The organism is Abyssibacter profundi (assembly GCF_003151135.1).
In the GTDB taxonomy this organism is placed as follows: Bacteria; Pseudomonadota; Gammaproteobacteria; order Nevskiales; family OUC007; genus Abyssibacter; species Abyssibacter profundi.
In genome coordinates, this window is the sequence record NZ_QEQK01000009.1 from 26279 (window position 1) to 51169 (window position 24891).

Consider the following 24891-nt stretch of genomic DNA (forward strand, 5'->3'; position numbering starts at 1 on the left):
GAATGCCAGCCAGTGCCAGACGTGGAATCATTCCCACTCGATGGTGGCTGGGGGCTTGCCGGAGATGTCATAGACCACGCGAGATATGCCATCGACTTCGTTGACGATGCGACGGGCCACGTGATCGAGGAATTCGTAAGGCAGATGCGCCCAGCGTGCGGTCATGAAATCGATGGTCTCGACCGCCCGCAAAGCGATGACATGCTCGTAACGACGCCCGTCGCCCATGACACCGACGCTACGCACGGGCAGGAACACGGCAAAGGCCTGGCTCACGCTGTCGTAATGACCGTGATTGCGCAGTTCCGAGATGAAGATGTCATCGGCCTCGCGCAGCGGATCGGCGTAGGCCTTTTTGACCTCGCCCAGAATGCGTACACCCAGGCCCGGCCCAGGGAACGGGTGCCGGTAGACCATTTCGCGGGGCAGCCCCAGTTCCAGGCCGATCTTGCGGACCTCGTCCTTGAACAGCTCGCGCAGCGGCTCCACCAGATGCAGCTTCATGTGCTCGGGCAGGCCGCCTACGTTGTGATGCGACTTGATGACATGGGCCTTGCCCGTGGCCGCACCCGCCGACTCGATCACGTCCGGGTAAATCGTGCCCTGGGCGAGAAAATCGACTTCGGTGAGCTTGCCGGCTTCCTCATCAAACACATCGATAAAGGTTTTGCCGATGATCTTGCGCTTAGCCTCGGGATCGGATTCTCCAGCGAGGGCGGACAGGAATCGGTCCTCGGCGTCGACGCGAATCACCTTCACGCCGAGATGCTGGGCGAAGGTTGCCATGACCTGGTCGCCCTCGTCCTTACGCAGCAGGCCATTGTCGACAAACACGCAGGTGAGCTGGTCGCCAACGGCCTGATGCAGCAGTGCAGCGACGACCGAGGAGTCAACGCCACCGGATAGCCCCAGCAGCACCTTACCGGCGCCGACTTGATCACGCACTCGCTCGATGAGCGACTCGATGATGTTGCCGGGCTGCCAGGCATTGCCGCAGTTACAGATGTCGTGGATGAAACGACCGAGAATCCGTGCGCCCTGCAGCGTATGGGTCACCTCGGGATGGAACTGCAGGCCATAAAAGCCACGCCCATCGTCGGCAATACCGGCCACTGGGGCCGACTCGGTACCAGCCACGACGCTAAAACCGCTGGGCGGTGCCTCGACCCGATCACCATGCGACATCCATACGTCGAGCTGGGCCAGCCCGTCGGTGGTCACGGCGTCCTCGATATCGTCCAGCAGCCGACAGGGACCCGTGCGCGCGACCCGGGCATAGCCGAATTCACGCTTGCTGGAGGGCGCCACACGCCCGCCCAACTCGGCCGCCATGGTCTGCATGCCGTAGCAAATGCCCAGCACCGGCACGCCCATGGCGTAGACCTCGGGGTCAGCCTTGGGGCCGCCATCCACCGAAGCCGTCTCGGGCCCACCGGACAGGATGATGCCCTTGGGCGCGAATCCGCGGATTTGCTCTGCCGTCCAGTCCCAGGGATGGATCTCACTGTAGACGCCCAGTTCGCGCACGCGGCGCGCGATGAGCTGGGTGTACTGGGAACCGAAATCCAGAATCAGGATTTTTTCGTCACTGGGCTGCATGCTGTTCTCTGTCGAGCGATTCGAACGTCGGTGGCGAAACTAGCCGTCGACGCGGTAGTTCGGGGCTTCCTTGACGATGGAGACGTCGTGGACGTGTGACTCGCGGACGCCCGCACCGGTGATCCGCACAAAGCTGGCCTCGGTCCGCAGCGCATCCACGCTGCCGCAGCCGGTATAGCCCATGGCCGCGCGCACACCGCCGATCAGCTGGTGAACAATGGCAGACATGGAGCCCTTGTAAGGCACCCGCCCCTCAATCCCCTCGGGTACGAGTTTCTCCAGCTCCTGGGTGGCGTCCTGGAAGTACCGGTCCTTGGACCCCTGCCCCATGGCGCCCAGCGAGCCCATGCCGCGATAGGACTTGTACGAGCGCCCCTGATACAGCTCGACCTCACCGGGGGCCTCATCGGTGCCGGCGAGCATGCCGCCCACCATGACGCAGTAGGCGCCGGCCGCCAGCGCCTTGGCCATATCGCCGGAATACCGAATACCGCCATCGGCAATCAGCGGGGTGCCGCTGCTGCGCAGCGCATTCGCCACATTGGCAACCGCCGTAATTTGCGGCACGCCGACTCCGGCGACCACGCGGGTCGTGCAAATCGAGCCCGGCCCGATGCCAACCTTGACGGCATCTGCACCGGCCTCAACCAGCGCCAACGCACCGTCGCCCGTGGCGATGTTGCCGCCGATGACCTGCAGGTCCGGGTATTGCTGCTTGATCCAGCTCACCCGCTCCAGCACGCCCTGCGAGTGTCCGTGAGCCGTATCGACGATCACCACGTCCACGCCGGCCTCAACCAACGCAGCAACGCGCTCTTCGGTATCCGCACCGGTGCCGACCGCCGCCCCCACGCGCAGGCGTTCCTGGCCATCCTTGCAGGCGTTGGGGAAGTCGGAGGACTTCTGGATGTCCTTGACCGTAATCATGCCGCGCAGCTCGAAGGCATCGTTGGTGACCAGCACCTTTTCGATGCGATGCTTGTGCAGCAAGTCCATGACCTCCTGCTTGCTGGCGTTCTCACGCACCGTCACCAGTCGTTCCTTAGGTGTCATGACGCTGGTGACCGGCGCGTCGTAATGCGTCTCGAAGCGCAGATCGCGGCTGGTGACAATGCCGACCAGTTCCGTGCCATCGACCACTGGCACACCGGAAATGCTGTGCTTGCGGGTCAGGTCCAGCACCTGCTGGATGGTGGCGCTAGGCGCCACCGTGATCGGGTCACTGATCACGCCGGATTCGAATTTCTTGACCTTGCGAACTTCACGCGCCTGGGCTGCTGGCGGCATATTCTTGTGAATAACGCCCAGACCACCTTCCTGCGCCAGGCTGATCGCCAGCCGCGCTTCGGTGACCGTGTCCATGGCAGCGGACAGCAGCGGAACATTGAGCCGAATCTCGCGCGTCAGCGCTGTGGTGAGATCGACTTGTCGTGGCAGGATGTTCGAGTAGGCCGGCGTTAGCAGGACATCATCGAAGGTGAGTGCCTCTTCACTCAAGCGCATGGCGGACTTCAGGTCGGAAGGGGCGCGTAGTATACGCGGCTGCGCCCTGGTCTGACCTCCCCGATTATCAATATGACGCCGTCAACGGACACCCGTGCCATCTTCACCGTCAGTCAGCTCAATCGCGAGGTGGGCTTGCTGCTGCAGGAAGGCTTCGGCCGCATCTGGGTCCAGGGCGAGATCTCGAATCTGTCGATCCCCCGTTCCGGGCACTGGTATCTGACGTTAAAGGACCGTGATTCACAGCTGCGTTGCGCCATGTTCCGCAATGCCAACCGGCTGTTGCGCGATGTACCGAGCAATGGCGACCAGGTGCTGGTCCGCGGGCGCCTGGGGTTGTACGAAGCACGCGGCGACTACCAGCTCATCATCGAACACCTGGAGGCGGCTGGAGAGGGCGCACTGCGACTGCAGTTCGAGGCGCTCAAACGTCAGCTCCAGGCGGAGGGCCTGTTCGCGCCCGAACGGAAACGGGCGCTGCCCAGCCATCCGCGGTGTATCGGCATCGTCACCTCGGCCACCGGTGCTGCGCTGCGGGACATCCGGGCCGTACTCGCCCGGCGCTGTCCACTCATCGATGTGGTGGTCTACCCCACCCTGGTCCAGGGCGATCAGGCAGCGGCGGGCATTGCAGCGGCCATCGAACGCGCCAATCTCCACGGCGTCTGCGATCTGCTGTTAGTCAGCCGGGGCGGCGGCTCACTGGAAGACCTGTGGCCGTTCAACGAAGAGGTGGTGGCGCGCGCCATCATTGGAGCGCGTATGCCGGTGATCAGCGGCGTGGGTCATGAGGTGGACACGACGATTGCCGATCTGGTCGCGGATCTGCGGGCGCCGACACCATCGGCTGCGGCGGAGATGGCCGTGCCTGATCTTCAAGAGCACTTGGCCCGCCTGCGGCAGCTGGGCGCAAGACTGCAGCGAGGCCTGTCAAGCCGGGTACAGAGCAGTCGCCGCGAAGTTTCGACCCTGCATCACCGCGTCGCCATGGCGCACCCCGGCCGGCAGCTGGAGCAGCGCAGCCAACACGTTGACGGCTTATCGGAACGGCTGCAGCGCGAAATCAACCGCCAGCTGCACGTGGCCTCGCAGCGGGTCGATCACGCCGCGACCCGACTCGGCCAGCAACATCCGGCGCATCGCCTGCGCGACGCCCAAGAAACCGTCCGGCGTCTTGCGACGGGGCTAGACCGCAGCCTGCGACAGCAACTGGATCGACAGCGCCTGCGGGTGCAGGCACTGGGCCGAGAACTCGAAGCCGTGAGCCCCTTGGCGGTGCTCAATCGCGGATTTGCCGTGGCCAGCGATGGCCAGGGTCAGATCCTGCGATCGGTCAAGCATGTGGCGCCGGGCGACCTGCTCAACCTGCGCCTGGTGGACGGACAGGTCGCCACGCGGGTGGAATCGACCGATTCGAACGGCGACTAGCTACAGAGCTGCTGCAATTCGTCGACGCTGTACCGGCGACTGGCGCCCTCACTTTCGAGGACAAACACACCCTGCTCCACCCGGACCTGCACGACCCGGTCGTCTGACAAGAGCAGGTTCAATGCCCCCGCAACCAGGGCATTGCTGGCATCAAACTGGATGGGAGTGGTCGTTTCGAAGCTGACCGCGCCCTGGCCGCAGCCCGGTGAGATCGCGCCAGCATTGGCCGTGAAGGCACCGTCGATCTCCAGTGAATAACCCGTGGAGGTCTCGACCTCGGCAAATCGGGTCTGCTGATAAACAAGCCGCAATTCCGGCCCGCCCCGGGCGCGATCCCGGGTGGTCACGACACCATCCAGCACCGAGGTGTAGGCCGTGCCGTCGGCCAGATCCGTGATCGAATACTGATCGTCCAGCAACAGGGTCGAGATCACGTCTTCACCGTCGCTGTCGGCAGTCTGAGCGGTGAGTGGCTCACCGTTCTCGCCGTACTGATCCAGGTAGTAACGCGTCTGTGCCTCGCAGCCACTGTCGGGACAACCGGTCTCGCGAATGATCTCGACACCGTCAACAGTCGACGTCAGGACGTAGTCGCCCTGGACGTATCGTGTCACGCACTGGCTGTACTCGGTGCGTCCGGTCTCCGCATCGTGGCTGACGGTGCCGCCGGCATCACAGTGGGTGGTGACAGCCGTCTTGCGACCTGCGCTGGCCGTTGCAAAGCCCAATGATTTGCCTGCAGCCACATCGCTATCGGACAGCAGCGTGGCCACCAATCCAACAAACCCGGCCCCTTCCGACAAGACATCGGCCTGGGTGGCGTTATCCGTCGTCTCCGACCCACAGGCAACCAGCCCAAGTGCCAGCATGCCCGCCATGAGTCCCCGCATCTGCCCTATCGACATGGCGTCCTTCCTTGACCTGCCATCGCATACGAAGGGTTGAGAATACCACCCACACCGGGTTTGCGGCCCGCGGCCATCTGCAATTGCAGCCAAAAAAAACGCGCTGGCCCGAAGGCCAGCGCGCTGGGTATCCGCCCGATCAGGGCTTATTCGCCGAACTCTTCCTCGGCCTCTTCTTCCGCTTCGTCGAACTCGCTTTCGGCTTCGTCACCGGCGTCCGAGTCATCACCCATGTTGTCTCCCAGCGAGGCAACGAACTCATCGAACTCGCCACTGGACAGCTGGGCATTGCCGTTGGCATCGGCGCGTTCGAAACGATCCGCCAGCGGGGTGTCCTCGGTTTCCAACTTGCTGAGGACGCCATCGCTGTCTTCGTCCATGCGGTTAAAGGCCTGGTCCGGGGCATTGACCATGTCGCCCAGGTTCAGGTTGCTCGACAGCGCGGTGCTGGAGCTGGCCTGCCCGCGGGGACCGGAGTACTCGGCCTCGCGGTTCAATTCGGTGGAAATACCATCGCGCGAAATGTCGCCCGAGCCGCTGGTGCTGGATTCATAGCTGCGCTGTTCGGTTTCGAACGAGGTTTCCGTGTCGACGGAACCCGAACCAGCAAGCGCGGCACCACTGGCCATCAGTGCGGAACTGATCAAGGCAATCTGCGTTTTCATGGTTCATCTCTCCATTTGAAGTGGAATGCAGCTTTTCAGCTGACAAACCACATGTCGCAGCGAGCGTGCCAATATTTTTCATTTAAATTTCAATAACTTACGATTGCACCCCTGTCTCCTAATGGTTACACCCACCCCCGCCGCAAGTTGACTGATCTGGTCAATCTTCATATTTATCAGTCACTTATGCGTGTTGCCGGCTGGGGACGACTTTCGCCCAGCCACCAACACGCCGGCGGGGACTTAGGCGAGTCAGGGGTCAAGCCGACGCATGCCGGCCGCAAACGGGGCGAGGCTTCGATCGATGGGGCCGGGGGCAACAGGCGTGCATGTACACGCGCTTCGCGCCTGTCGCCAGGCCGGATCGTGTCATGCAGCAGCCGTGCGAGCGGCCCAAGTCTGGCGAGGGGAGATGGATGATTCCAGCTGGGCATTGCAACCGCGCGCCCGATGAGCCGGCTTACTTCTTTTTGCCGAACCGTTTGATCGTACGCTTGCGCTTGCGCTCCTGACGGGGCGTCAGCGTATTGCGCCGGCCTTCGTAGGGGTTGTCGCTGCTCTTGAAAAGGATTTCCACGGGCGTGGCAAACAAGTCGAAGGCTTCTCGGAACCGGTTCGACAAATACCGCTTGTAGTCGGTACTCACCCGTGCGGTCTGGTTGCCGTGGATGACAATCTTCGGCGGCCGGCGCCCTCCCTGATGGGCGTAGCGCAGCTTGATCCTGCGCCCGTGAACAGCCGGCGGCGCATGGGCGCGGACAGCGTCCTCCAGCACCTGGGTGAGCCGCGAGGTGCTGAGATCGGCATTGGCCGCATCAGAGGCGCGGATCACCGAGCGCATCATTTCGCCCAGCCCTGAGCCGCGCAGGGCAGAAATCGTGTGAACCGGCGCGAACTCCAGATAGGGCAGCTTGTAGTCGAGGTCTTCGCGAATCTGCTTGCGAACGTCTTCCTCCAGCTTGTCCCACTTGTTAACGGCCACGATGATCGACCGCCCTTCTGCCGCGGCCAGACCCAGCACCCGGGCATCCTGGGCGCCAATATCGGATCGGGCATCGACCACAACAATCGCCACGTCGCTTTGCTCGATGGCCTGGAGTGTCTTGACCCCGCTGAACTTCTCGGCAATACCGTCTCGCTTGGAACGACGCCGCAGGCCTGCGGTGTCGATGAGCCGGAACGAACGGCCCTGCCATTCGAAGGCCACTTCCACGCTGTCACGTGTGGCCCCAGGCGCATCGGCTGCAACGACACGGTCCTCACCGATCAACCGGTTGACCAGCGTCGACTTGCCAACATTCGGCCGACCGATGACGCAGATACGCGGAATGCCCGGGTCTCTCGGCGGAGCCTCGAACGCCTCCATGGCCGGGACATGCGCCGCCAGGCGTTCGCCCAGCGAGGCCATACCCCGGTTGTGGGCAGCGGCAATCGGTAACGGCTCGCCCATGCCCAGCGCATAGAAATCCGCATTGGCCTCGATGCTGGTCAGCCCTTCGGACTTGTTCACCACGAGCACGACCGGCGTGTCTTGGCGGCGCAGACGCCGGGCAATCTCCTGATCGGCCGGGTCCAGTCCGGCACGGGCATCGACCAGGAACACCACCACATCCGCCTCTTCCAGCGCGGCCGTGGCCTGGGCCTCGGTCATCTCACGGAAGTCGGGATCCTGGTCCGGCCCGATGCCGCCCGTATCGACCACGATGAAGCGCTGCTCTTCCAGCCGGCCGATACCGTATTGGCGGTCACGGGTCAGCCCCGGAAAATCAGCGACCAGCGCATCGCGCGTGCCGGTGAGCTGGTTGAACAGCGTCGATTTGCCGACATTGGGACGCCCGATCAGGGCGACCACCGGCAACGCGCCGGTTTCTGCCGGAGGCGTGGACATGACGGTAGGCTGCGTCGAAGGGCTTAGCGCGACACCGGCGCGCCTTCCAGGGCGGCCAGGGTGCCATCGCTTGCCAGCACGTAGAGGCGCTCGCCCTGCACACGCGGCGCCGTGAGCATGGCGTCGCGGGCCGGCCGTGTCCGACCGATGATGCGTCCGTCGGCTGGCGATAACGCGTGCAGATAGCCTTCGTAGTCGCCCACAATGAGGTTACCGCGGTACCAAACGGGCTGCGTCAGGCCGCGAAAAGCCAGTTCGGACTGATCCCAGATCGCCGCGCCCGTCACCACATCCAGCGCCCAGACTTTGCCCTCGGCGTCGGTGACATAAAGCTGGTCACCCTGAATCGCCATGCCGGTGTAACTGCGCAGATTGCGTCGCCAGATCTCACGGCCGGTAATCGCGCTCAGCACGACCAGTTCCCCGCCGTAGCTCGCCGTGAACAAACGACCATCGTCAATGAGCAGCTGGGCGTCGACGTCGACGATGCGCTCCAATTCGGATCGACCCGTCGGCTCGCGAATCAGTTGCTCCCATTCGACTTCACCGGTGCGCGTGTCCAAGGACACGACATGACCGGTGTCCAGGCCGACGATTACGCTGGAACCGCGCAGCACCGGGTTGGACAGTCCGCGCAGCGTCAGTGCCGGCGCGGTCCGGGTAAACTCCCATTCGGCGTCCCCGGTGTCCGCATCCAGGCCCACGACGCGACCATCCACTGTTCTTGCGATCACACGGTTACGGTCTTGCACCGGCGCAGCGAGCACCTCGGCATCGACCATTGCCCGCCAGCGCTGTTCGCCGGTGACGGCGTCCAACGCCACGACCTCACCATCAAGCGTGCCCAGCAGAATCTGATCCGCGCCCATTCCGGGACCGGCGACAAAACGGTATTCGGTATCCTGCGTCCACAGGGTCGCACCGGCGCCCGTGTCGAAGGCCCGTACGCGCCCTTTGGCATCAGCCGCGAAAACCCGCGTGTCCACGATGAGCGGCGCAAGTGCAGCAAACTTGCCTGCGGTGCCGGCACCGACACGCTTGCTCCAGACCCGCTCGAACTGCAGTTCAGCGCGCTCAACAGCTGTGAGTTCCGCCGGCTTGTTCACCACCTTGTTACCAGAACAGGCGGCCAGGCTTGCCAGCAGGGCCAGAATCAGGACAGAACGCATCACGAGGCCTGCTCATCCTGTGCCGGGCCACCGAGCTCAGCCAGCTTGCGATCCACGGCCGCGCGCGTCGGAGCGTTCACATCCATGGCGGCCAGTGCGTCCGCATAGGCCTGGCGCGCCGCCGCCGACTCACCTTTGGCGGACTGCAAGTCCCCCTGGAGTTCGAGATAGGCCGCCTGGAAGGACTCCGGCGGCTCCGACGAGGTCAAGGTGGCCAGCGCAGCATCGGCATCACCCTCGGCCCATTGCACCCGAGCCAGCCGCAGAGTGGCCAGCGCGCGTGTCGGGGCGTCCTGGCCGTAGTTGGCCACCCAGGACAAGGCGTCGGCGGCTTCCTGATAGCGTTCGACATCCGCATAGGCCTTGGCCAGCGTCAGATTGGCCAGCGAGGCATACAGCGTGCCCTTGTAGTCACTGGTCAGCGCGTCGACGCCCGCTGCCGCGGCATCAAGATCGCCGGACTCGACTGCCTCGGTCACAGCATCAAACTGCCCCGAAGCCGCACGGGCTTGCTGCTCCTGGTGGCTGCCCCAGCCCTGCCAGCCCAACACGGCGGCCAAGCCGACCACCACACCGCCGACGACCGGCTTCCAGTACTCGCCCACCCATTCGCGCAGGCGCTGGACTTGTTCTTCGTCTGTTCTCTGTTCCACGTGTCTTCCCGTTCTCTGTCTCGCTCAGCTCGCCGGCGCTGCCGACCACTGCTTGCGAATGAAGTCGGCCAGCGCCGCTTGCGCCACCGCCTGTTGATCCTCACGAACCCGAAGCGGCTTGACCTGGACGGTCCCACTTTCGACCTCGGCATCACCCAGCACCAGCGCGAACTGCGCACCGCTACGATCTGCGCGTTTGAGCTGGGCTTTGAAGCTGCCCCCGCCGGCGTTGACCAGCAGGCGCAGGCCTGGCAGCGCATCGCGCAGCTGTTCGGCCAACACCGGTGCCTGGGCCTCGGCTGCGCCGCCTAGCGCCGCCAGGAACACATCCGCCACGGGCTCTGGCGCCGCACCCGCCGCCTCCATCAAGGCAACCAGGCGCTCGACGCCGATGGCAAAGCCCACGGCCGGTGTCGGTTTACCACCAATCTGCTCCACCAGTCCGTCATAGCGACCACCGGAACAAACGGCGTTCTGGGCACCCAGCTCCGTGGTCGTCCACTCGAACACCGTGCGCGAATAGTAATCGAGTCCGCGCACCAGTCGGGGATTCAACGTCCACGCGATCCCCAGGGCATCCAGACGGGCCGTCAGCGTCTCGAAGTGCTCGCGCGACTCGGCATCCCAGAAATCCGGCAACTGCGGGGCGCCGGCCAACATGGCCTGCATGTCAGGGTTCTTGGAATCCAGCACCCGCAGCGGATTGGACTCAAGACGCCGGGTGGCATCCGCATCCAGCACATCCGCATGACCGCGCAGATACTCCACCAACGCCGCCCGATGCCGTTGTCGGCCCTCGCCGTCACCCAGCGAGTTCAGTTCCAGGGTGAGTGCATGCGACACGCCCAGACGCTTCCACAGCCGGGCGCCGATGGCGATCAGTTCAACATCGATGTCCGGGCCCGCCAGACCAAAGGCCTCGACGTTGATCTGATTGAACTGACGATAGCGTCCCTTCTGCGGACGTTCATAGCGGAACATCGGCCCGGCCAGCCACAGCTTCTGGGCGCCACCGTGAGCCAGTGAATGCTGGACCACCGCACGGACCACACCGGCCGTGGCTTCGGGCCGCAGCGTCATGGACTCACCGTTGCGGTCGTCGAAGGTATACATCTCCTTCTCGACGATATCGGTCACCTCGCCGATAGAGCGAGCGAACAGCTCGGTCTTCTCCAACAAGGGCAGGCTGATCTCGCGGAAGCCGTAGCTCTCGATGATCTCGCTGGCGGCACGCAATAACTGCGCGCGCAGGTTACAGGCATCCGGCAACACGTCCGGCATGCCACGGATGGCTTGAATACTCACGATGCGGTTTCGGTCAGTTTCTGGCGGACCAGCTTTTCCAGCGTGTCCACCAGATCCTCGTTATTGGTTTTGTGTTGGATGGAGCCGTCGATAAAGATGCTGTTCGGCTTGCCGCCGGTGACACCGACCTGGGCCTCCCGCGCTTCACCCGGGCCGTTCACCACGCAGCCGATGACCGCGAGGTCCAACGGCGCATCGATGTCGTCCAATCGGGACTCCAGCTCATTGACGGTCTTGATGACGTCGAAGTTCTGACGTGAACAAGACGGACAGGCCACCAGGTTGATGCCCCGGGTCCGCAGATGCAGCGACTTGAGCATGTCCCAGGCCACTTTCACCTCTTCGACCGGATCCGCTGCCAGCGACACACGCACGGTGTCACCGATGCCGTCGGCCAGCAGCATCCCGAGCCCGATGGCGGATTTCACAGCCCCGGATCGTACGCCGCCGGCCTCGGTGATACCCAGGTGCAACGGCTGTTCGATGCGGTCGGCCAGCTTGCGGTAGGCCTCGACTGTCATGAAGATCTCGGACGCCTTCAGGCTGACCTTGAAATCGGGAAAGTCGTGACGCTCGAGAATGTCGATATGCCGCATGGCCGACTCGACCAACGCATCGGAGTTGGGCTCGCCGTACTTCTCCTGGAGCTCACGCTCCAGCGAACCGGCATTCACACCGATCCGAATCGGAATCTGGTGCTCACGGGCACAGGCCACCACCTCGCGCACACGATGCTCACCACCGATGTTGCCGGGATTGATCCGCAGGCAGTCGGCGCCGTTGGCTGCGCTGGCAATCGCCACTTTCCAGTTGAAATGGATATCGGCAACCAGCGGAACCTCAACCTGCTGCCGGATCTCCTTGAACGCCTCCGCCGCCTTCAGCGTGGGCACGGAGACGCGCACGATGTCGGCCCCGGCCTTCTGAATACGTTGGATTTGCTCAACCGTGGCATCGACATCCTCGGTCTCGGTATTCGTCATGCTCTGCACGGAGATCGGCGCATCGCCGCCCACAGGCACATCGCCAACATGGATCTGGCGCGATACGCGTCGCGTGATTCTGTGCTTGCTCTGCATTGCCATGAGAGAAACTCGGTGGGCTGCGCTCGTTCTGAGCGCGCTGGCTACTCGACCGTGAACCGGGCGGTGTTGTTCCCGCGCACGTAGGCGGAGACGTCGACGGGCTCACCCTGGTAGCGCACCTCGACACCCGGCGCGTAGCCGAGAAAGACCGCATAAGGGCCCTGTTCGTCGATCTCGCGCAGCTCACCACCCTGGACCAGGCCATTGAGCACGCGACGGCCGGACCCATCTTCGACGCGAACCCAGGACGCCTCGCGGAAACGCAGCACCAACGGTGGCTCCGGCTCTGGTTCTGGCTCAGCTTCAGGCTCGGCGGCCGCTGCAGGCTCCACAGGCTGCGGGGTCGACGCGATACGCGTTTCCAGCGCCAAGCGTCGCGGCCCACCCGCACTGCTGCTGGACCGGGCCCCTGCCGTCGGTGCCTCCGGCTCAGCATCTGTGGACTCTCCGGCCGGCGGCGTCACCGCCGGTTGGCGCGAAATAGCCGGCTCGCTGACTCGCGGCACAGCCTGACTACTGGTCGGCGACGTGCTTGTCTCGGCATCCGATGCCAGCAGCCACCACGCCAAGCCGATGACACCCAACATCAGAAGCAGGATGAGCAGGATCAGCGGCCAGCGCCGACGCTCACGCATCGGCTCGTCCTGTAGCAGGACCGGAATTTCCAGCTTCGGCAGCTCGCCACCGGCATGGGCCTCGTAGGCCGCGATGACCATGGCCTCATCCGCACCGACGACACGTGCGTACTTACGGTAATAGCCGCGAACGTAGACCGGCTCCGATAACAGCGCGAAGTTGTCGCCTTCGATGGCATCGATCATCGAGCGCGGCAGCTTCGTCTGCACGACCAGCTCATCCAGACTGAGCCCGCGCGCCTCACGTGCGGCCTTGAGCAGCCCCCCCGGCTTCGGCGGCAAGCTGCTTGGTTGCTCAGCCGGCTCCATCGGCTCTTGTTCAGCCATTCCGTTCAGATCTCAATAATGAGTAGGTTTCCTCGGACTCCGGGTACCGCTGCTTCAACTGATCGGCGTAGCGCCGCGCTGCTGCTTGATCCCCCAGGGCCCGCTCGGTCCGCACACCTAGCCAAAGCGTTTGCGGGCTGTGCGCCGCCGACTGCGTGTAACGCTGCAAAAATGCGCGAGCCCGCAGGTAATCCCCGCGCTCGTAGGACAACAGGGCGATTTGCGCCAACGCGCTCGCAAACGTGCCGTTTTCTCGAAGTGCCCCACGAAAATACTGCTCTGCCTGGGCGATGTTCCCCGCCTTGCGTGCACACACACCGGCATTCGTCATGGCCACCTCGGGTGTCCGGTAACCGGTTACACGAAGTGCCCGTTCGAACGCGGCCAGCGCCTCATCGTAACGCGACTGACCACACAGAAACACACCGTAGTTGTTCTGTGTGTCAGGACTGTTGGGCTGCAAGGCCAAAGCCTTGCGGTAATGCCGGTCGGCCGAAACGGCATCGCCCCGGCTCTGATAGACAAAAGCGATGGACGAATGGGCCAGTGCCAGCGACGGATCCTGCTCCAGCGCGCGCTGCAGCTTGGACAAAGCCCGCTCGGATTCACCCTTGCGCATGTAATCGATACCCAACTGGGTATTGATGCGGGCGGCTTCGGTGTAATCGGCCTGGGACTGCGAGTAAAGGCCCTGCGGCGATTCCGTCACGCAACCGGCCAATAACAGCAGTGCAATCACCCCCCCCGCGAACTGCCTCATGCGCCCGTCACCCTCACCGGGATGTCAGACAGTCGGCGCTGCTGCCGGCTGGCGACCCGCCCCACCAACTGGCCACAGGCCGCATCGATGTCGTCACCCCGCGTCCGGCGGGTGGTCACCAACAGGTTCTCCTTGCGAAGAATGTGGGCAAACGCTTCGATTCGTTCGGCACTGGAGCGGCGAAACCGCGTTTCCGGAAACGGATTGAACGGAATCAGATTGATTTTGGCCGGCATGTGCTTGAGCAGTTGCGCAAGCTGCCTTGCCTCGGCATCACCATCATTGACGCCATCCAGCATGACGTACTCATAGACGATGTGCATTTTGCGATCCCGCTGCGTGTAGCGCTTGCAGGCCGCCATGAGTTCTGCAATCGGATACTTCCGGTTGATCGGCACCAACTCATTGCGCAGCGCATCGTTCGGCGCATGCAACGAAACCGCCAGCGCCGTATCGACATCCTCCGCCAGCCGGTCCATGAACGGCACCAGCCCGGAGGTGCTGACCGTCACCCGTCGTTTGGACAGACCGAAACCCAGGTCGTCCTGTAGCAGCCGAATCGCGGTGATCACCTGCTGGTAATTGGCCAGCGGCTCTCCCATCCCCATGAACACGACGTTGGAAATGGGGCGGTCATTGCCCAGCTCATCCACCAATGTGCGGATGGCAAACCAGACCTGGCTGACGATCTCGGCAGCTGTCAGATTGCGCTGCAGCCCCTGCTGCGCGGTCGAACAAAAGGCACAGTCCAGCGCGCAACCCACCTGGGAAGAAATACACAACGTGCCCCGGTTCGCCTCCGGGATGAACACGGTTTCGATGGCGCCGCCGCTATCCAGCCGCAACACCCACTTGCGGGTGCCATCGGCCGACAGCTGCGAGGCCTCCAGTGTCGGCAGGCGCACATCGGCAATCTGGGGCAGCCTCGCGCGGAACTTCTTGCTGACATCGGTCATGTCCTCGAAGGACGTGACACGCTTCTGGTAAAGCCACTGCATGAGCTGGCGAGCCCGAAAGGTGGGCTCGCCATGCGATTGGACAAACGCTTCCAGGGCCGCGCGGTCTAGGCCAAACAGATTGACGGGTTGTGCGGCCGTGGAAGTCATGTCCTTATCGGGTGCGCGGGCAGAGTTCGGTCGTGCTGAAGAAGTACGCGATCTCGACGGCCGCGGTTTCAGGGCTGTCCGAACCATGGACGGCGTTCTCGTCGATCGACTCGGCGTGATCTGCACGGATCGTGCCGGCGTCGGCATCCTTGGGGTTGGTGGCGCCCATCAGCTCACGGTTCTTGGCGATGGCGTTCTCGCCTTCCAGCACCTGGATCATGACCGGACCCGAGGTCATGAAGTCGACCAGGTCGTTAAAGAACGGGCGCTCGGCGTGGACCGCGTAAAAGCCTTCGGCTTCCGCTTGCGACAGATGCTTCATCTTGGCCGCGACAATGCGCAGACCGGCCTGCTCGAAGCGGGTGTAGATATCACCGATAACGTTCTTGCCAACGGCATCCGGCTTGATGATGGAAATGGTTTGCTCGACGGCCATGCGTGCTCCTACGCGTAGTATTCGGGGGATGGCTGGTCCGGACTCGCGTTCGATTCCGGACCTATTCAGAAAGAAACGCCGTCACAAAGGACGGCGTTAACCCATATATTCTAAAGACCGGCGTCGCTTGCGGCAATGCAGCACCGCCCTGCGGTCAACTGGCAACGGCAAAGCTTTCGCCGCAACCGCAGTGATCGACCACGTTGGGGTTCTCGAAGTGGTACATCTGGTTCAAGCCCTCGCGCCGGAAATCAAGCCGCAGCCCTTCCAGCAGGGCCAGATGCTCGCGCGAGACAACCACCGTCGCGCCATGCGCCTGGATGGTCACGTCGTCCGCTTCAACCGCATCGGCGTAATCCAGCGCATACGCATAACCGGAGCATCCGGAGCTGCGCACACCCACACGCAACCCCAGTCCATGTCCTCGTTTGGCCAGCTGCTCCTGGATCCGGGTAGCCGCAGCCTCGGTAATTTCGATGTTCGCTGTTTCGCTCATACTCTGCTGACCGTCCTGGACGTCTGATGTTCCATCGCGTGCTGACGCGCGGCGTCCAGCGCGTCAACCGCAAGTAAGGCGGCCGGCATCTGCACACGCGGCAGCGCCAGTGCCTTCATGATCTCGGCTGGGACAGGCGGCGCTGCCGCCAGCTCCCGACCCTCGCAATACTCGCAAAGCCAGTCGGCTGCGCACAGCACCGCAGGTCCACCATGGGCCCTGAAGCGAGCCGTTTCAATGCGCCCGTCGACCACCGCCAGCCAGATTTCCACACGATCATCACCGGCCGGGGTGGTGGCCTGCCCAACAAACCGGGCCCGATGCGCGATTCGGTCATCTGCCGCCCAGCGCAGGGCATCGAAGCGTGCACGTAGCCCGTCCATCAGGCTGACCGTTGCATGGGGGGGCATAGCGGCGCGAGCCCGCGCAAACGTCGGACGGCTCCGCAGATCCGCTGTCCGACCGCATCAACATCGGCGGCAGTGGTCCCACGTCCCAGGCTCAGCCGCAGGCTCGCGCGCGCCTCGGCATCACTGCGACCCAGCGCACGCAGCACGTAGGAGGCCTCATCGCCGCCCGCAGTGCAGGCGGAGCCTTGTGACATCAACACGTCAGGCAGGCTGTAAACCAGACTCTCGCCCTGCACGCCGGTCAACGTCACATTGAGAATATGCGGCGCGCAGGTCTCCCGGTCACCGTTACGCAGCACGCCCCCCACATCCGCTAACCCAGCCCACAAGCGCTCTCGCAGGCTGGCGACCCGGGCGGGTGCATCGGGATCGGCATCCAGCCGCTCCACCGCCTTGGCAAAGCCGAGTAGCTGGTGGACGGGCAAGGTCCCGGGCCGTAGTCCACGTTCCTGCCCCCCGCCGAACAGCAGCGGCCGCAGCCTCGCCCGCCCCCGCCGGTGGACTAGCGCGCCCACGCCGGCGGGGCCGTGACACTTGTGAGCAGACAGCGCCAGCAAATCGATGCCCATGGCCTGGACATCAATCGGCAACCAGGCCAGCGACTGCGCCGCATCAACATGAAACACGGCCGGATGATCAGCCAGTGCCTGACCGATGCGACCGATGTCCTGCACGGCCCCGGTCTCATTGTTCACGTGCATGACCGTCACCAGCCGGGTATCTGGCCGCACGGCATCGAGCACCGTTGCCGCATCCACCACCGCATCGGCACCGGGCTTGAGCCAACTCACCCGCCAACCGGCCCGCTCCAGCTGCCGCACCGGGTCCAGCACAGCCTTGTGCTCCGTGCGTGCACAGACGATGTGACCGGGATCATCCAGTGACTGACTGCCCAGAATCGCCAAGTTATCTGCCTCGGTCGCCCCGCTGGTCCAGGTCAGCTCTTCAGGCCGAGCACCGACCCGCGCCGCAACCCGGGCCCGCGCGGCCTCGACCTGGCTCGCCGCCTCCCGCCCGGCGGCATGCGGCGACGCTGGATTGGCCAAGCGCAACGCGGCCAGCATGGTCTCAGCCACGACCGGATCGACAGGCGTGGTCGCCGCGTGATCGAAGTACAGCGGGTTCACGCGGACGCGCCCACCGAGCGCATGAGCCGGGAGCTGGCTGGGTTCAGGCGCTGCAACGCCTGGAGCAAGCGCTCGACGTCATCAGGCTGATTGTCCCGACCCAGGCTGACCCGAATCGCCCCCTTCGCCACCTCCGGATCGATCCCCATTGCCAGCAGCACATGGCTGGGCTCGCCCCGGCCGCTGGCGCAGGCAGACCCGGAGGACACCGCGCAGCCGGCCTGATCCAGGGCCATCAACAGCGATTCGCCATCGAACCCACTCAACCGGAACTGGGTGGTATTGCAAAGCCGTGGCGCGGCAGCCGCAAACCGCTGGACACCTGGCATAGCGTCAAGGCCCGCCTCCAGCTGCTCGCGCAGCGCCTGCAAATGGGCCATGCGCGCGGACAACTCTTCCCGCGCCAGTTGGGCGGCCGCACCGAATCCGGCGATCGCCGGGACATTCTCGGTCCCACCGCGTAAACCGGCCTCCTGCCCGCCGCCATGCATTTGCCGGTGCAAGACCACATGGTCCGCGACCACGAGCGCCCCGACACCCTTGGGTCCGTAAAGCTTGTGCGAGGACAACGACATCAGATCCGCACCGCTGGCGGCCCAGTCCAGCGGATGCTTGCCCGCCGCCTGCACGGCGTCGCAGTGCAGCCAGGCACCGTGGGCGTGAACGGCTTCGGCGATGGCGGACAAGTCACTGATGACACCCGTCTCGTTGTTCGCAACCATCACCGACACCAGGGCCACATCTCCGCGCGCCAGCCGGGCCGACAGCCAGTCCAGGTCGTGCACGCCTTGGCGATCCACCGGAATCTGCTCCATTGCGCCCCCCTCCCGCACTAACGCTTCTGCGCACTCCAGGACCGCGGGATGTTCGGTCGCACCGATGAGCAAGGTTTTTCCCGGCCGCGCCGACATGACGCCTCGCAACGCCAGGTTGTTGGACTCCGTGCCCCCCGTCGTGAAGATGAGGCTGTCTGCGCGCGCGCCAATCAGCGCAGCGACCTGCGCCCGCGCCCGCTCGACCACGTCTCGGGCGTTGCGGCCGCTGCGATGCAGGCTGGAGGCATTGGCGTAGCGCGCCTCGAAGGTGGGCAGCATGGCCTCGAGTACGCGAGGATCCAGTGGAGTGGTGGCGTTGTGATCGAAATAAAGCGTCATGGTCAGGCTGCAAACGTGACAACGGATTCGCGCGTCTCGAGGCGACCGGCGACCACGTCCGCCAGAGAAACACCGGCAACAAACTGCTGCATGTGATCCGACAGCGCCGTCCAAAGCCCGTGCGTGCGGCAGCGGTCCGAACCGCCCGTGCAGGCCGCCTCGCCGCCGCAGCGGGTGGCATCGAGGTTTTCATCCAATGCGGCCAGCACCTCGGCGACGGAGATGTCCTGCGCACCACGAGCCAGCGCGTAGCCGCCACAACGACCGCGGCGGGCGGTAACCAAGCCCGCTCGCCGAAGCGGGGCGAACAGCTGCTCCAGATACGCCACGGAGAGGTTTTGCCGCTCGGCGATATCGCCGATACAAACGGGATCTTCGTCGGCATGCTCGGCAAGGTCGACCATGGCCATAACGGCGTAGCGTCCGCGCGTGGTGAGCTTCATGACGGTTTATGCGCGGCCCGCTCCGCGGACTCGCGCACAATCGACTCGGCCGCCTGCTCCGCCTCATCACGCGCGAATTCCGGCACGTCGAGTCGCGGCAGATCCTGGGCGTCGACATGTTCGCGCAGCGCCTTGCAAAGCTGCTCGATCCGACTGTCCTGGACGTGAATGTGGTGCAGCATGGAGCCAATGGCCTTGGACACCGGGTCGGGCATGTCGCGTGTCATGCCGTAGGCATCGAAGCCCATCTTCTCGGCCATGGCGACCATCTCACGTGTCGGCGCCTGCCGCTTGGTCACCACCCGACCGGGAATGCCAACCACCGTGGCGCCCGAGGGCACGTCGGCCACCACCACCGCATTGGAGCCGATGCGCGCACCATCACCCACTGCCAGCGGCCCCAACACCTTGGCGCCCGCGCCGATAACCACATTGTTCGCGAGCGTCGGATGCCGTTTACCCGGCGACCAGGACGTACCGCCGAGAGTGACGCCGTGATAGAGCGTGCAGTCGTCACCGACCACGGCCGTCTCACCGATGACGATGCCCATGCCATGATCGATAAACAGCCGACGACCAATTTGCGCACCGGGGTGAATTTCGATGCCCGTGAACCAGCGACTGAGATGCGACAGTAACCGCGCCAGCCACTTCAGCCCGTGGGTCCAGCACCAATGCGCAATACGGTGCGCCCAGATGGCATGCAGACCGGGGTAGGCTGTCAGCACCTCCAGGGCGTGACGGGCCGCCGGGTCGCGGTCGAACACGATACGAATGTCTTCGCGCAGGCGTTGGAACATGGCAGTTATTCCGACTGAATTACTCAGAATTATACGCCGCAAGCTGGCCCTGTGCATGGTGGGCGCTTTGCTACCCGGCGTCGGGGCCCTGGCCAGCGAAGATGCCGACCTGCTGGAACTCGAACCGATCACGATCTACGAGCGGGCCAATCCGCTTTACGAAGCCGAGCGCCGTATTCGTGAAATCGGCAAGACACTGCCGGAACTCGACACGCAGGCCACCGAAACGCCAACGCGTACCGACGAGGCGCTGGAGGCACTGGGGCTCAAGGGCGAAGGCATTCAGGCCACGCACCCGGACCATCAACGCCGCTGGGCCGAAGCCCTGGACAAGCTGCAAGGTGCGGACGACTCGCCCTAGCCGCGTCCCGGCGCCCGTGGCGGTCTACCCCCGGTCTGGCGGCGTACAGCGCTCGATCTTGGTCAGTACACCCCGGAGCAGATTCACCTCATCGCCATCCGGCTGCGCGCGGTGGAACAACCGACGCATGCGCCGCATCAGCTGGCGCGGGTTGTCGGGATCCAGGTAGCGCACATGCGTCAACGCACGTTCCAAATGCTCGAAGAACCCATCCATGGCCGCCTGCGTCGCGGGCGCAGCGCCCTCCGCCAGATCAATGCGGGGCGCGAGCAGGCATTGACGCAGTTCATAGGCCATCACCTGTACCGACATCGCCAGATTCAGCGAGCTGTATTCGGGGTTCGCCGGGACGTGAATCAAGCGCTGACAAAGATCCAGTTCCGCGTTGGTGAGCCCCGTTTTTTCGCGACCGAATAGCACGGCGGCACGGGTATCGTCCGGCAGCGTCGCGATGCGCTCGGCTGCTTCGCGTGGCGTGTCGGCCGGCACCGTAATCGCCCGCAGTCGCGCACTGGCGCCCATGACCAGATTGCGATCGGCAATGGCGTCTTCCACGCGCTCGACCACCATCGCCTGCGCCAACACATCGGTGGCGCCCGACGCCCGCGCCGTGGCCTTGGCGCTAGGGAACTCACGGGGTGCCACCAGGGCCAAATCACTCAAACCCATGGTCTTCATCGCGCGTGCAGCCGCGCCAATGTTGCCGGAGTCGGTAGTGCCAACCAGCACCACTCGAATCGAACTCAGGTCACGCATGGCAACTCCCGTGCTAATCTCGCGCGGCCTCGCGCCCCTAATCCCCGCTCTTTACAAGTCACTACGATGCATCCACTAGTCAATATTGCAGTTGGCGCGGCCCGTTCGGCCGGCAATCTAATCATGCGTCACTATGATCGCGTCGATGAATTGCGTGTACAGACCAAGCAACGCAACGACTTTGTTACCGAGGTCGACCGCTCCGCAGAGGCGCGCATTATCGAACATATTCATCGCGCCAACCCGAATCACGCGATTCTGGGTGAGGAAAGCGGTGCCTCGGGTTCCGACGAGGTTCGGTGGATCATCGATCCGCTGGATGGCACGACCAACTTTCTGCACGGCTTTCCACAGTTCGCGGTGTCCATCGGCATTGAGGTTCGCGGCAAATTGGAGCATGGGGTGGTCTACAACCCCTATACCCAGGAGCTGTACACCGCCAGCCGTGGCGCAGGGGCCAGCCTGGACGGTCGACGCATTCGCGTGAGCCGGGCCAGCAGCCTGGACGGTGCCCTGCTCGGCACGGGCTTCCCGTTCCGCGACGACCAGGACATCGATGCCTATGTCGCCCTGTTCAAGGACGTGATGGCCAATACGGCAGGCGTGCGCCGCGCCGGCGCAGCCGCGCTGGACCTGGCCTTTGTGGCGGCCGGACGGCTGGATGGCTTCTGGGAACAGGGACTCAAGCCCTGGGACATGGCGGCCGGAATTGTGCTGGTGCGCGAAGCCGGCGGCATGGTCGGCGACATGGCCGGCCGCGGCGACCCCATGAACACCGGCAACATCGTCGCCGGCAACCCCAAGGTCTATGAGGCGCTGGGCGGCAAGATCATGCGCCACCTGCGCAAGCGCTAGCCAGCACCCTGGCCAACGCCTACGCGGCGTTGGCTAAAACAAATTGAAGTCCTTACGCAGCCCGACACGCAGGTTGGTCTGGTCCTGCTGCACGTCGTCACTGGTCCGACGATCAAAGTCCTGATTCAGCGACTGGGTTTCCCACTCAGCCGTCAGGAAGAACTGATAGGGCAATTCAATGGCGGTGCTCAGCGTCACACGAAAACCCTGCGGCTCGCCCAGGTCGACCCAGCCCGCCCCCAGGCCGACTTCCCAGTACTGGTCGATGTAGCCGCGCAGCTGCCCGATCAGCGAATAGCCGTCCTGGGTGATCTGCTCATTGTCGCCGAACGTGTATTCCTCGTAGTTCAGCCGGCCGTTGAAGGAGAGTCGCCCCTCCCCGCCTTCACCGATGAAGTATTTGCCCAGTCCGATCCGCGTCGCGGTGACTGCGGTGTCGTTGTCGTACTCGCCATCGCTGTAGCGCGCCGCCAGAAACAAGGCCTCCAGAGGACCCGCCCGGCGCACGGCCATCGACAGGTCATAGGTCACGGCATCGGCGTCGCCCGTGAGGTTGACGGCCTCTGGCTGATCCAGCCCGGAGCCGGAGGTTTCGTAATCAAGCTGGGCATGGCTGACACCCAAACTGGTGTAAACGATGGAGGTTTCGTCAGCCGCTGCAGGCTGAGTGGCAAGGCCGGCCGCGGCCAAGCCGAGCACGGAAATCATGGTGGTTCGCATGGGGTCTCCCTGACGCAGGATGAGTCCGGTCTCCGCCGAACGTTCGTTTAGGATAACGCCCGCAGCCGCAGGCGGCTACAAGCCGAGTTGTCGCGCAGCAAGGTCCTTCATGACCTCGCTGGCCCCGCCGCCGATGGACAGCACTTTGGTCTCGCGGAAAATACGCTCGGAGCGGCAGCCCGTGAGATAACCGGAGCCACCAAGAATCTGCACCGCCTCGCCAGCCACCTGTTCGAGCATCGAGGTGGCGCCATTTTTGAGCATGCACAGTTCGGCAATCGGCGCCTCGCCCTGACCACAGCGCCAAGCCAATTCGTAGAGGCAGGCCCGTTGGGCGCGAATGGCGGTGAGCATGTCCACCAAACGGTGGCGGATCACCTGGCGTTGGATCAGCGGCTTGCCGAACGTTTCCCGCTCCCGAGCCCAGCCCAGGGCCTCGTCGTACGCACATTGGGCCAGCCCCACGGCCTGGGCAGCCAGTGCGAGTCGTTCGTTGTTGAAGTTGCGCATAATCCCGAGAAAACCGGCATTGACCTGCCCGATGACACAGTCGGCAGGCACCCGACAGTTCTGGAAGTACAGCGTCGCGGTGTCGGAGCAGCGCCAACCCATCTTATCGAGCGCGCTGCGGTCCAGCCCCGGCGCGTCACCGGGTACCGCAAACAGGGTAATTCCCTGCATGCCAGCCGGTCCGGTGCGGGCTGCAACGGTCAACCAGTCGGCGCGCATGCCGCTGGTGATGAATGTCTTGCTGCCGTCGAGTACGTAGTGGTCGTCCTGCAGGCGAGCACGTGTCTGCAGATTGGCGACATCCGACCCGCCCCCGGGTTCGGTAATGGCCAGCGCCGATACCGCATCCCCGCGAAGCACCGGTGGCAGCACCCGCGCCTTTAGCGCTTCGCTCCCGAGCGCGACGATCGGCGGCAAGCCAATGCCCAGGGACAGCAACGAGGCGATTAATCCGCCCGAGCCCGCCCGGCAAAGCTCCTCGATGACGATGAGCTCGTAGAATCCGTCGGGCACCTCGATGCCGCCGTAGGCTTCCGGGAAGCCGATTTGCAGAATGCCTGCTTCCGCCGCCTGCTGATGCAGCGATACCGGCAAGCGGCCCTCGGCCTCCCAGCCGTCCAAATGCGGCATGACCGCCTGCTCGGTGAAGCGGCGCACCTGGTCGCGAAAGCGACCGTGCTCCTCGGTCTCCCAGTACATGGGCATAGGGTCTCCTCGTCGGTCTCGTCGGCACGGCTCGGCCGATCTTGGTCAGACCACGTATTCGACCATGCCCCCAAAACGAACGCGAGCCGATGGTCACGAAGACGCATCGGCTCGCATCGCCGGGCTAGGGTGACCGGACTTGCCCCCCCTAAACCACGGCTCCATCGGCTGGCCGGTCATCGTCATCGGCCGGCGGCAGCACATCATCCCGGCTGACGCGCAGTGCGATGGACACTGGGCTGGCCACGTACACCGAGGAGTAAGTCCCCACAATCACACCCACGATCAGCGCGGTGGAGAAACCCGCCATGGCCTCGCCACCGATCAGCCGCAGCGCGATGAGGGCGAGCAGCGTGGTCATGCTGGTCACCAGCGTCCGGGAAAGGTTCTCGTTCACGGAGCGGTTAATTGTGGCCTTGGCGTCACCGGAACTCGCCCGCTGGAAATTCTCTCGGCAACGGTCGAACACCACGATGGTGTCGTTCAGCGAGTAACCGATGACGGCCAGCACCGCCGCCAGCACCGTGAGGTCGAACTCCAGATGTAAGAAGGAGAAAAACCCCAGCGTGATGATCACGTCGTGACCCAGCGCCGCGACCGCGCCCGCGGAGAACTTCCAATGGAAGCGAAACCAGACGTACGCAAAAATCAGGATGAGCGCGATGATCGTCGCCAGCGACCCATCAATGGTCAACTCTTCGCCCACCTGCGGGCCGACGAACTCGACCCGTCGCAACTCAGGTGCCAGTTCATCGGCCTGCAGCGCCCGCAAGACCTGGGTGGACAGATCGGCGTTGCTCTCCTCGGCCCGTGGAGCGAGGCGGATCATCACGTCGTTACGTGCACCGAAGTACTGCACCGTCGCGTCACCGAACTCGGCGTCGGCCAGTTGCGCCCGGACAATGTTCAGGTCAACGGCTTCCGGATACCCCACCTCGACAATCACGCCGCCGGTGAAATCAATACCGAAGTTCAGACTGCGTGTGGCCAGCGAGGCCACGGAGGCCACCAGCAAGACCAGGGAAATCGCCAGCGCAATCTTGCGCTGGGCCATGAAGTTGAAGTTCGGCGTTTGGCTGAAAAATTTCAT

Annotated in this window: 26 protein-coding genes; 3 read left to right on the forward strand and 23 right to left on the reverse strand. The window is 64.0% G+C overall.

Features of this window, described 5'->3' with window-relative positions:
• Positions 1-27: 27 nt before the first annotated feature.
• Complete coding sequence (guaA, locus tag DEH80_RS10940; RefSeq protein ID WP_109720537.1) at positions 28-1599, reverse strand: glutamine-hydrolyzing GMP synthase; 1572 nt, start codon at positions 1597-1599, stop codon at positions 28-30.
• Between the two features lie 39 nt (positions 1600-1638).
• Entirely contained in the window at positions 1639-3102 is a 1464-nt protein-coding gene (gene guaB, locus DEH80_RS10945; protein ID WP_109720538.1) for an IMP dehydrogenase, read from the reverse strand.
• A 72-nt stretch (positions 3103-3174) separates the two neighbouring features.
• Between guaB and xseA the strand changes: the two genes are divergently transcribed.
• Complete coding sequence (gene xseA, locus DEH80_RS10950; protein ID WP_109720539.1) at positions 3175-4530, forward strand: exodeoxyribonuclease VII large subunit; 1356 nt, start codon at positions 3175-3177, stop codon at positions 4528-4530.
• Here the strand turns inward: xseA and DEH80_RS10955 are convergent.
• The 17 genes from DEH80_RS10955 to cysE all read right to left on the reverse strand — a co-directional run bounded on the left by DEH80_RS10955 (position 4527) and on the right by cysE (position 19951).
• Complete coding sequence (locus DEH80_RS10955) at positions 4527-5435, reverse strand: hypothetical protein (protein ID WP_133249213.1); 909 nt, start codon at positions 5433-5435, stop codon at positions 4527-4529. The genes xseA and DEH80_RS10955 overlap by 4 nt on opposite strands.
• A gap of 146 nt (positions 5436-5581) precedes the next feature.
• Complete coding sequence (locus DEH80_RS10960; RefSeq protein WP_109720541.1) at positions 5582-6100, reverse strand: EF-hand domain-containing protein; 519 nt, start codon at positions 6098-6100, stop codon at positions 5582-5584.
• 460 nt (positions 6101-6560) lie between these two features.
• Positions 6561-7988, reverse strand: coding sequence for a ribosome biogenesis GTPase Der (gene der / locus DEH80_RS10965; RefSeq protein ID WP_109720542.1), 1428 nt, complete (start codon positions 7986-7988; stop codon positions 6561-6563).
• A gap of 23 nt (positions 7989-8011) precedes the next feature.
• Positions 8012-9157, reverse strand: a complete 1146-nt coding sequence (gene bamB, locus DEH80_RS10970; protein ID WP_109720543.1) for an outer membrane protein assembly factor BamB — start codon at positions 9155-9157, stop codon at positions 8012-8014.
• Positions 9157-9810 carry a YfgM family protein gene (locus DEH80_RS10975; RefSeq protein ID WP_109720544.1) on the reverse strand — a complete coding sequence of 218 codons (654 nt, stop codon included), beginning with the start codon at positions 9808-9810 and terminating at the stop codon, positions 9157-9159. The genes bamB and DEH80_RS10975 overlap by 1 nt, the downstream gene beginning before the upstream one ends.
• Before the next feature lie 24 nt (positions 9811-9834).
• A complete protein-coding gene (gene hisS / locus DEH80_RS10980; RefSeq protein WP_109720545.1) occupies positions 9835-11118 on the reverse strand; it encodes a histidine--tRNA ligase in 1284 nt (427 codons plus the stop codon).
• Positions 11112-12200, reverse strand: coding sequence for a flavodoxin-dependent (E)-4-hydroxy-3-methylbut-2-enyl-diphosphate synthase (ispG, locus tag DEH80_RS10985; protein ID WP_438938291.1), 1089 nt, complete (start codon positions 12198-12200; stop codon positions 11112-11114). The genes hisS and ispG overlap by 7 nt, the downstream gene beginning before the upstream one ends.
• A gap of 41 nt (positions 12201-12241) precedes the next feature.
• The gene (locus DEH80_RS10990; RefSeq protein ID WP_109720547.1) at positions 12242-13162 is read right to left on the reverse strand and encodes a RodZ domain-containing protein; all 921 of its coding nucleotides are present in this window, start codon (positions 13160-13162) and stop codon (positions 12242-12244) included.
• Positions 13155-13922 (reverse strand): type IV pilus biogenesis/stability protein PilW, encoded by a 768-nt coding sequence (gene pilW, locus DEH80_RS10995; RefSeq protein ID WP_109720548.1) that lies wholly within the window; start codon positions 13920-13922, stop codon positions 13155-13157. The genes DEH80_RS10990 and pilW overlap by 8 nt, the downstream gene beginning before the upstream one ends.
• Positions 13919-15028 (reverse strand): dual-specificity RNA methyltransferase RlmN, encoded by a 1110-nt coding sequence (gene rlmN / locus DEH80_RS11000; protein ID WP_109720549.1) that lies wholly within the window; start codon positions 15026-15028, stop codon positions 13919-13921. Before rlmN ends, pilW begins: the two co-directional genes overlap by 4 nt.
• Positions 15029-15032: 4 nt before the next feature.
• Positions 15033-15464, reverse strand: a complete 432-nt coding sequence (gene ndk, locus DEH80_RS11005; protein ID WP_109720550.1) for a nucleoside-diphosphate kinase — start codon at positions 15462-15464, stop codon at positions 15033-15035.
• A gap of 154 nt (positions 15465-15618) precedes the next feature.
• Complete coding sequence (locus DEH80_RS11010; RefSeq protein ID WP_109720551.1) at positions 15619-15960, reverse strand: HesB/IscA family protein; 342 nt, start codon at positions 15958-15960, stop codon at positions 15619-15621.
• Positions 15957-16343, reverse strand: a complete 387-nt coding sequence (locus DEH80_RS11015; protein WP_165831430.1) for an iron-sulfur cluster assembly scaffold protein — start codon at positions 16341-16343, stop codon at positions 15957-15959. Before DEH80_RS11015 ends, DEH80_RS11010 begins: the two co-directional genes overlap by 4 nt.
• Positions 16343-17497 (reverse strand): cysteine desulfurase family protein, encoded by a 1155-nt coding sequence (locus DEH80_RS11020; protein ID WP_109720553.1) that lies wholly within the window; start codon positions 17495-17497, stop codon positions 16343-16345. Before DEH80_RS11020 ends, DEH80_RS11015 begins: the two co-directional genes overlap by 1 nt.
• Entirely contained in the window at positions 17494-18651 is a 1158-nt protein-coding gene (locus DEH80_RS11025; RefSeq protein WP_109720554.1) for a cysteine desulfurase family protein, read from the reverse strand. Before DEH80_RS11025 ends, DEH80_RS11020 begins: the two co-directional genes overlap by 4 nt.
• A 2-nt stretch (positions 18652-18653) precedes the next feature.
• Entirely contained in the window at positions 18654-19094 is a 441-nt protein-coding gene (locus DEH80_RS11030; RefSeq protein WP_109720555.1) for an Rrf2 family transcriptional regulator, read from the reverse strand.
• Positions 19091-19951: a serine O-acetyltransferase gene (cysE, locus tag DEH80_RS11035; RefSeq protein WP_109720556.1), complete on the reverse strand. Its 861-nt coding sequence runs from the start codon at positions 19949-19951 to the stop codon at positions 19091-19093. Before cysE ends, DEH80_RS11030 begins: the two co-directional genes overlap by 4 nt.
• On the opposite strand from cysE, the gene DEH80_RS11040 reads away from it, so the two are divergent.
• On the forward strand, positions 19893-20255 hold the full coding sequence (locus tag DEH80_RS11040) for a hypothetical protein (RefSeq protein WP_165831427.1): 363 nt from the start codon (positions 19893-19895) through the stop codon (positions 20253-20255). The two genes, cysE and DEH80_RS11040, sit on opposite strands and share 59 nt — an antisense overlap.
• A 24-nt stretch (positions 20256-20279) precedes the next feature.
• Here DEH80_RS11040 and DEH80_RS11045 read toward each other — a convergent pair whose 3' ends face one another.
• On the reverse strand, positions 20280-21011 hold the full coding sequence (locus tag DEH80_RS11045) for an RNA methyltransferase (protein WP_109720558.1): 732 nt from the start codon (positions 21009-21011) through the stop codon (positions 20280-20282).
• A 66-nt stretch (positions 21012-21077) separates the two neighbouring features.
• Between DEH80_RS11045 and DEH80_RS11050 the strand changes: the two genes are divergently transcribed.
• Complete coding sequence (locus DEH80_RS11050; RefSeq protein WP_109720559.1) at positions 21078-21866, forward strand: inositol monophosphatase family protein; 789 nt, start codon at positions 21078-21080, stop codon at positions 21864-21866.
• Positions 21867-21899: 33 nt separating this feature from the next.
• On the opposite strand, the gene DEH80_RS11055 is transcribed toward DEH80_RS11050, so the two are convergent.
• The 3 genes from DEH80_RS11055 to secF form a co-directional block, all read right to left on the reverse strand.
• Positions 21900-22586 carry a hypothetical protein gene (locus DEH80_RS11055; RefSeq protein ID WP_109720560.1) on the reverse strand — a complete coding sequence of 229 codons (687 nt, stop codon included), beginning with the start codon at positions 22584-22586 and terminating at the stop codon, positions 21900-21902.
• A gap of 75 nt (positions 22587-22661) precedes the next feature.
• On the reverse strand, positions 22662-23801 hold the full coding sequence (locus DEH80_RS11060) for an acyl-CoA dehydrogenase family protein (RefSeq protein WP_109720561.1): 1140 nt from the start codon (positions 23799-23801) through the stop codon (positions 22662-22664).
• 148 nt (positions 23802-23949) lie between these two features.
• Positions 23950-24891 carry a protein translocase subunit SecF gene (gene secF / locus DEH80_RS11065; protein WP_109720562.1) on the reverse strand — a complete coding sequence of 314 codons (942 nt, stop codon included), beginning with the start codon at positions 24889-24891 and terminating at the stop codon, positions 23950-23952.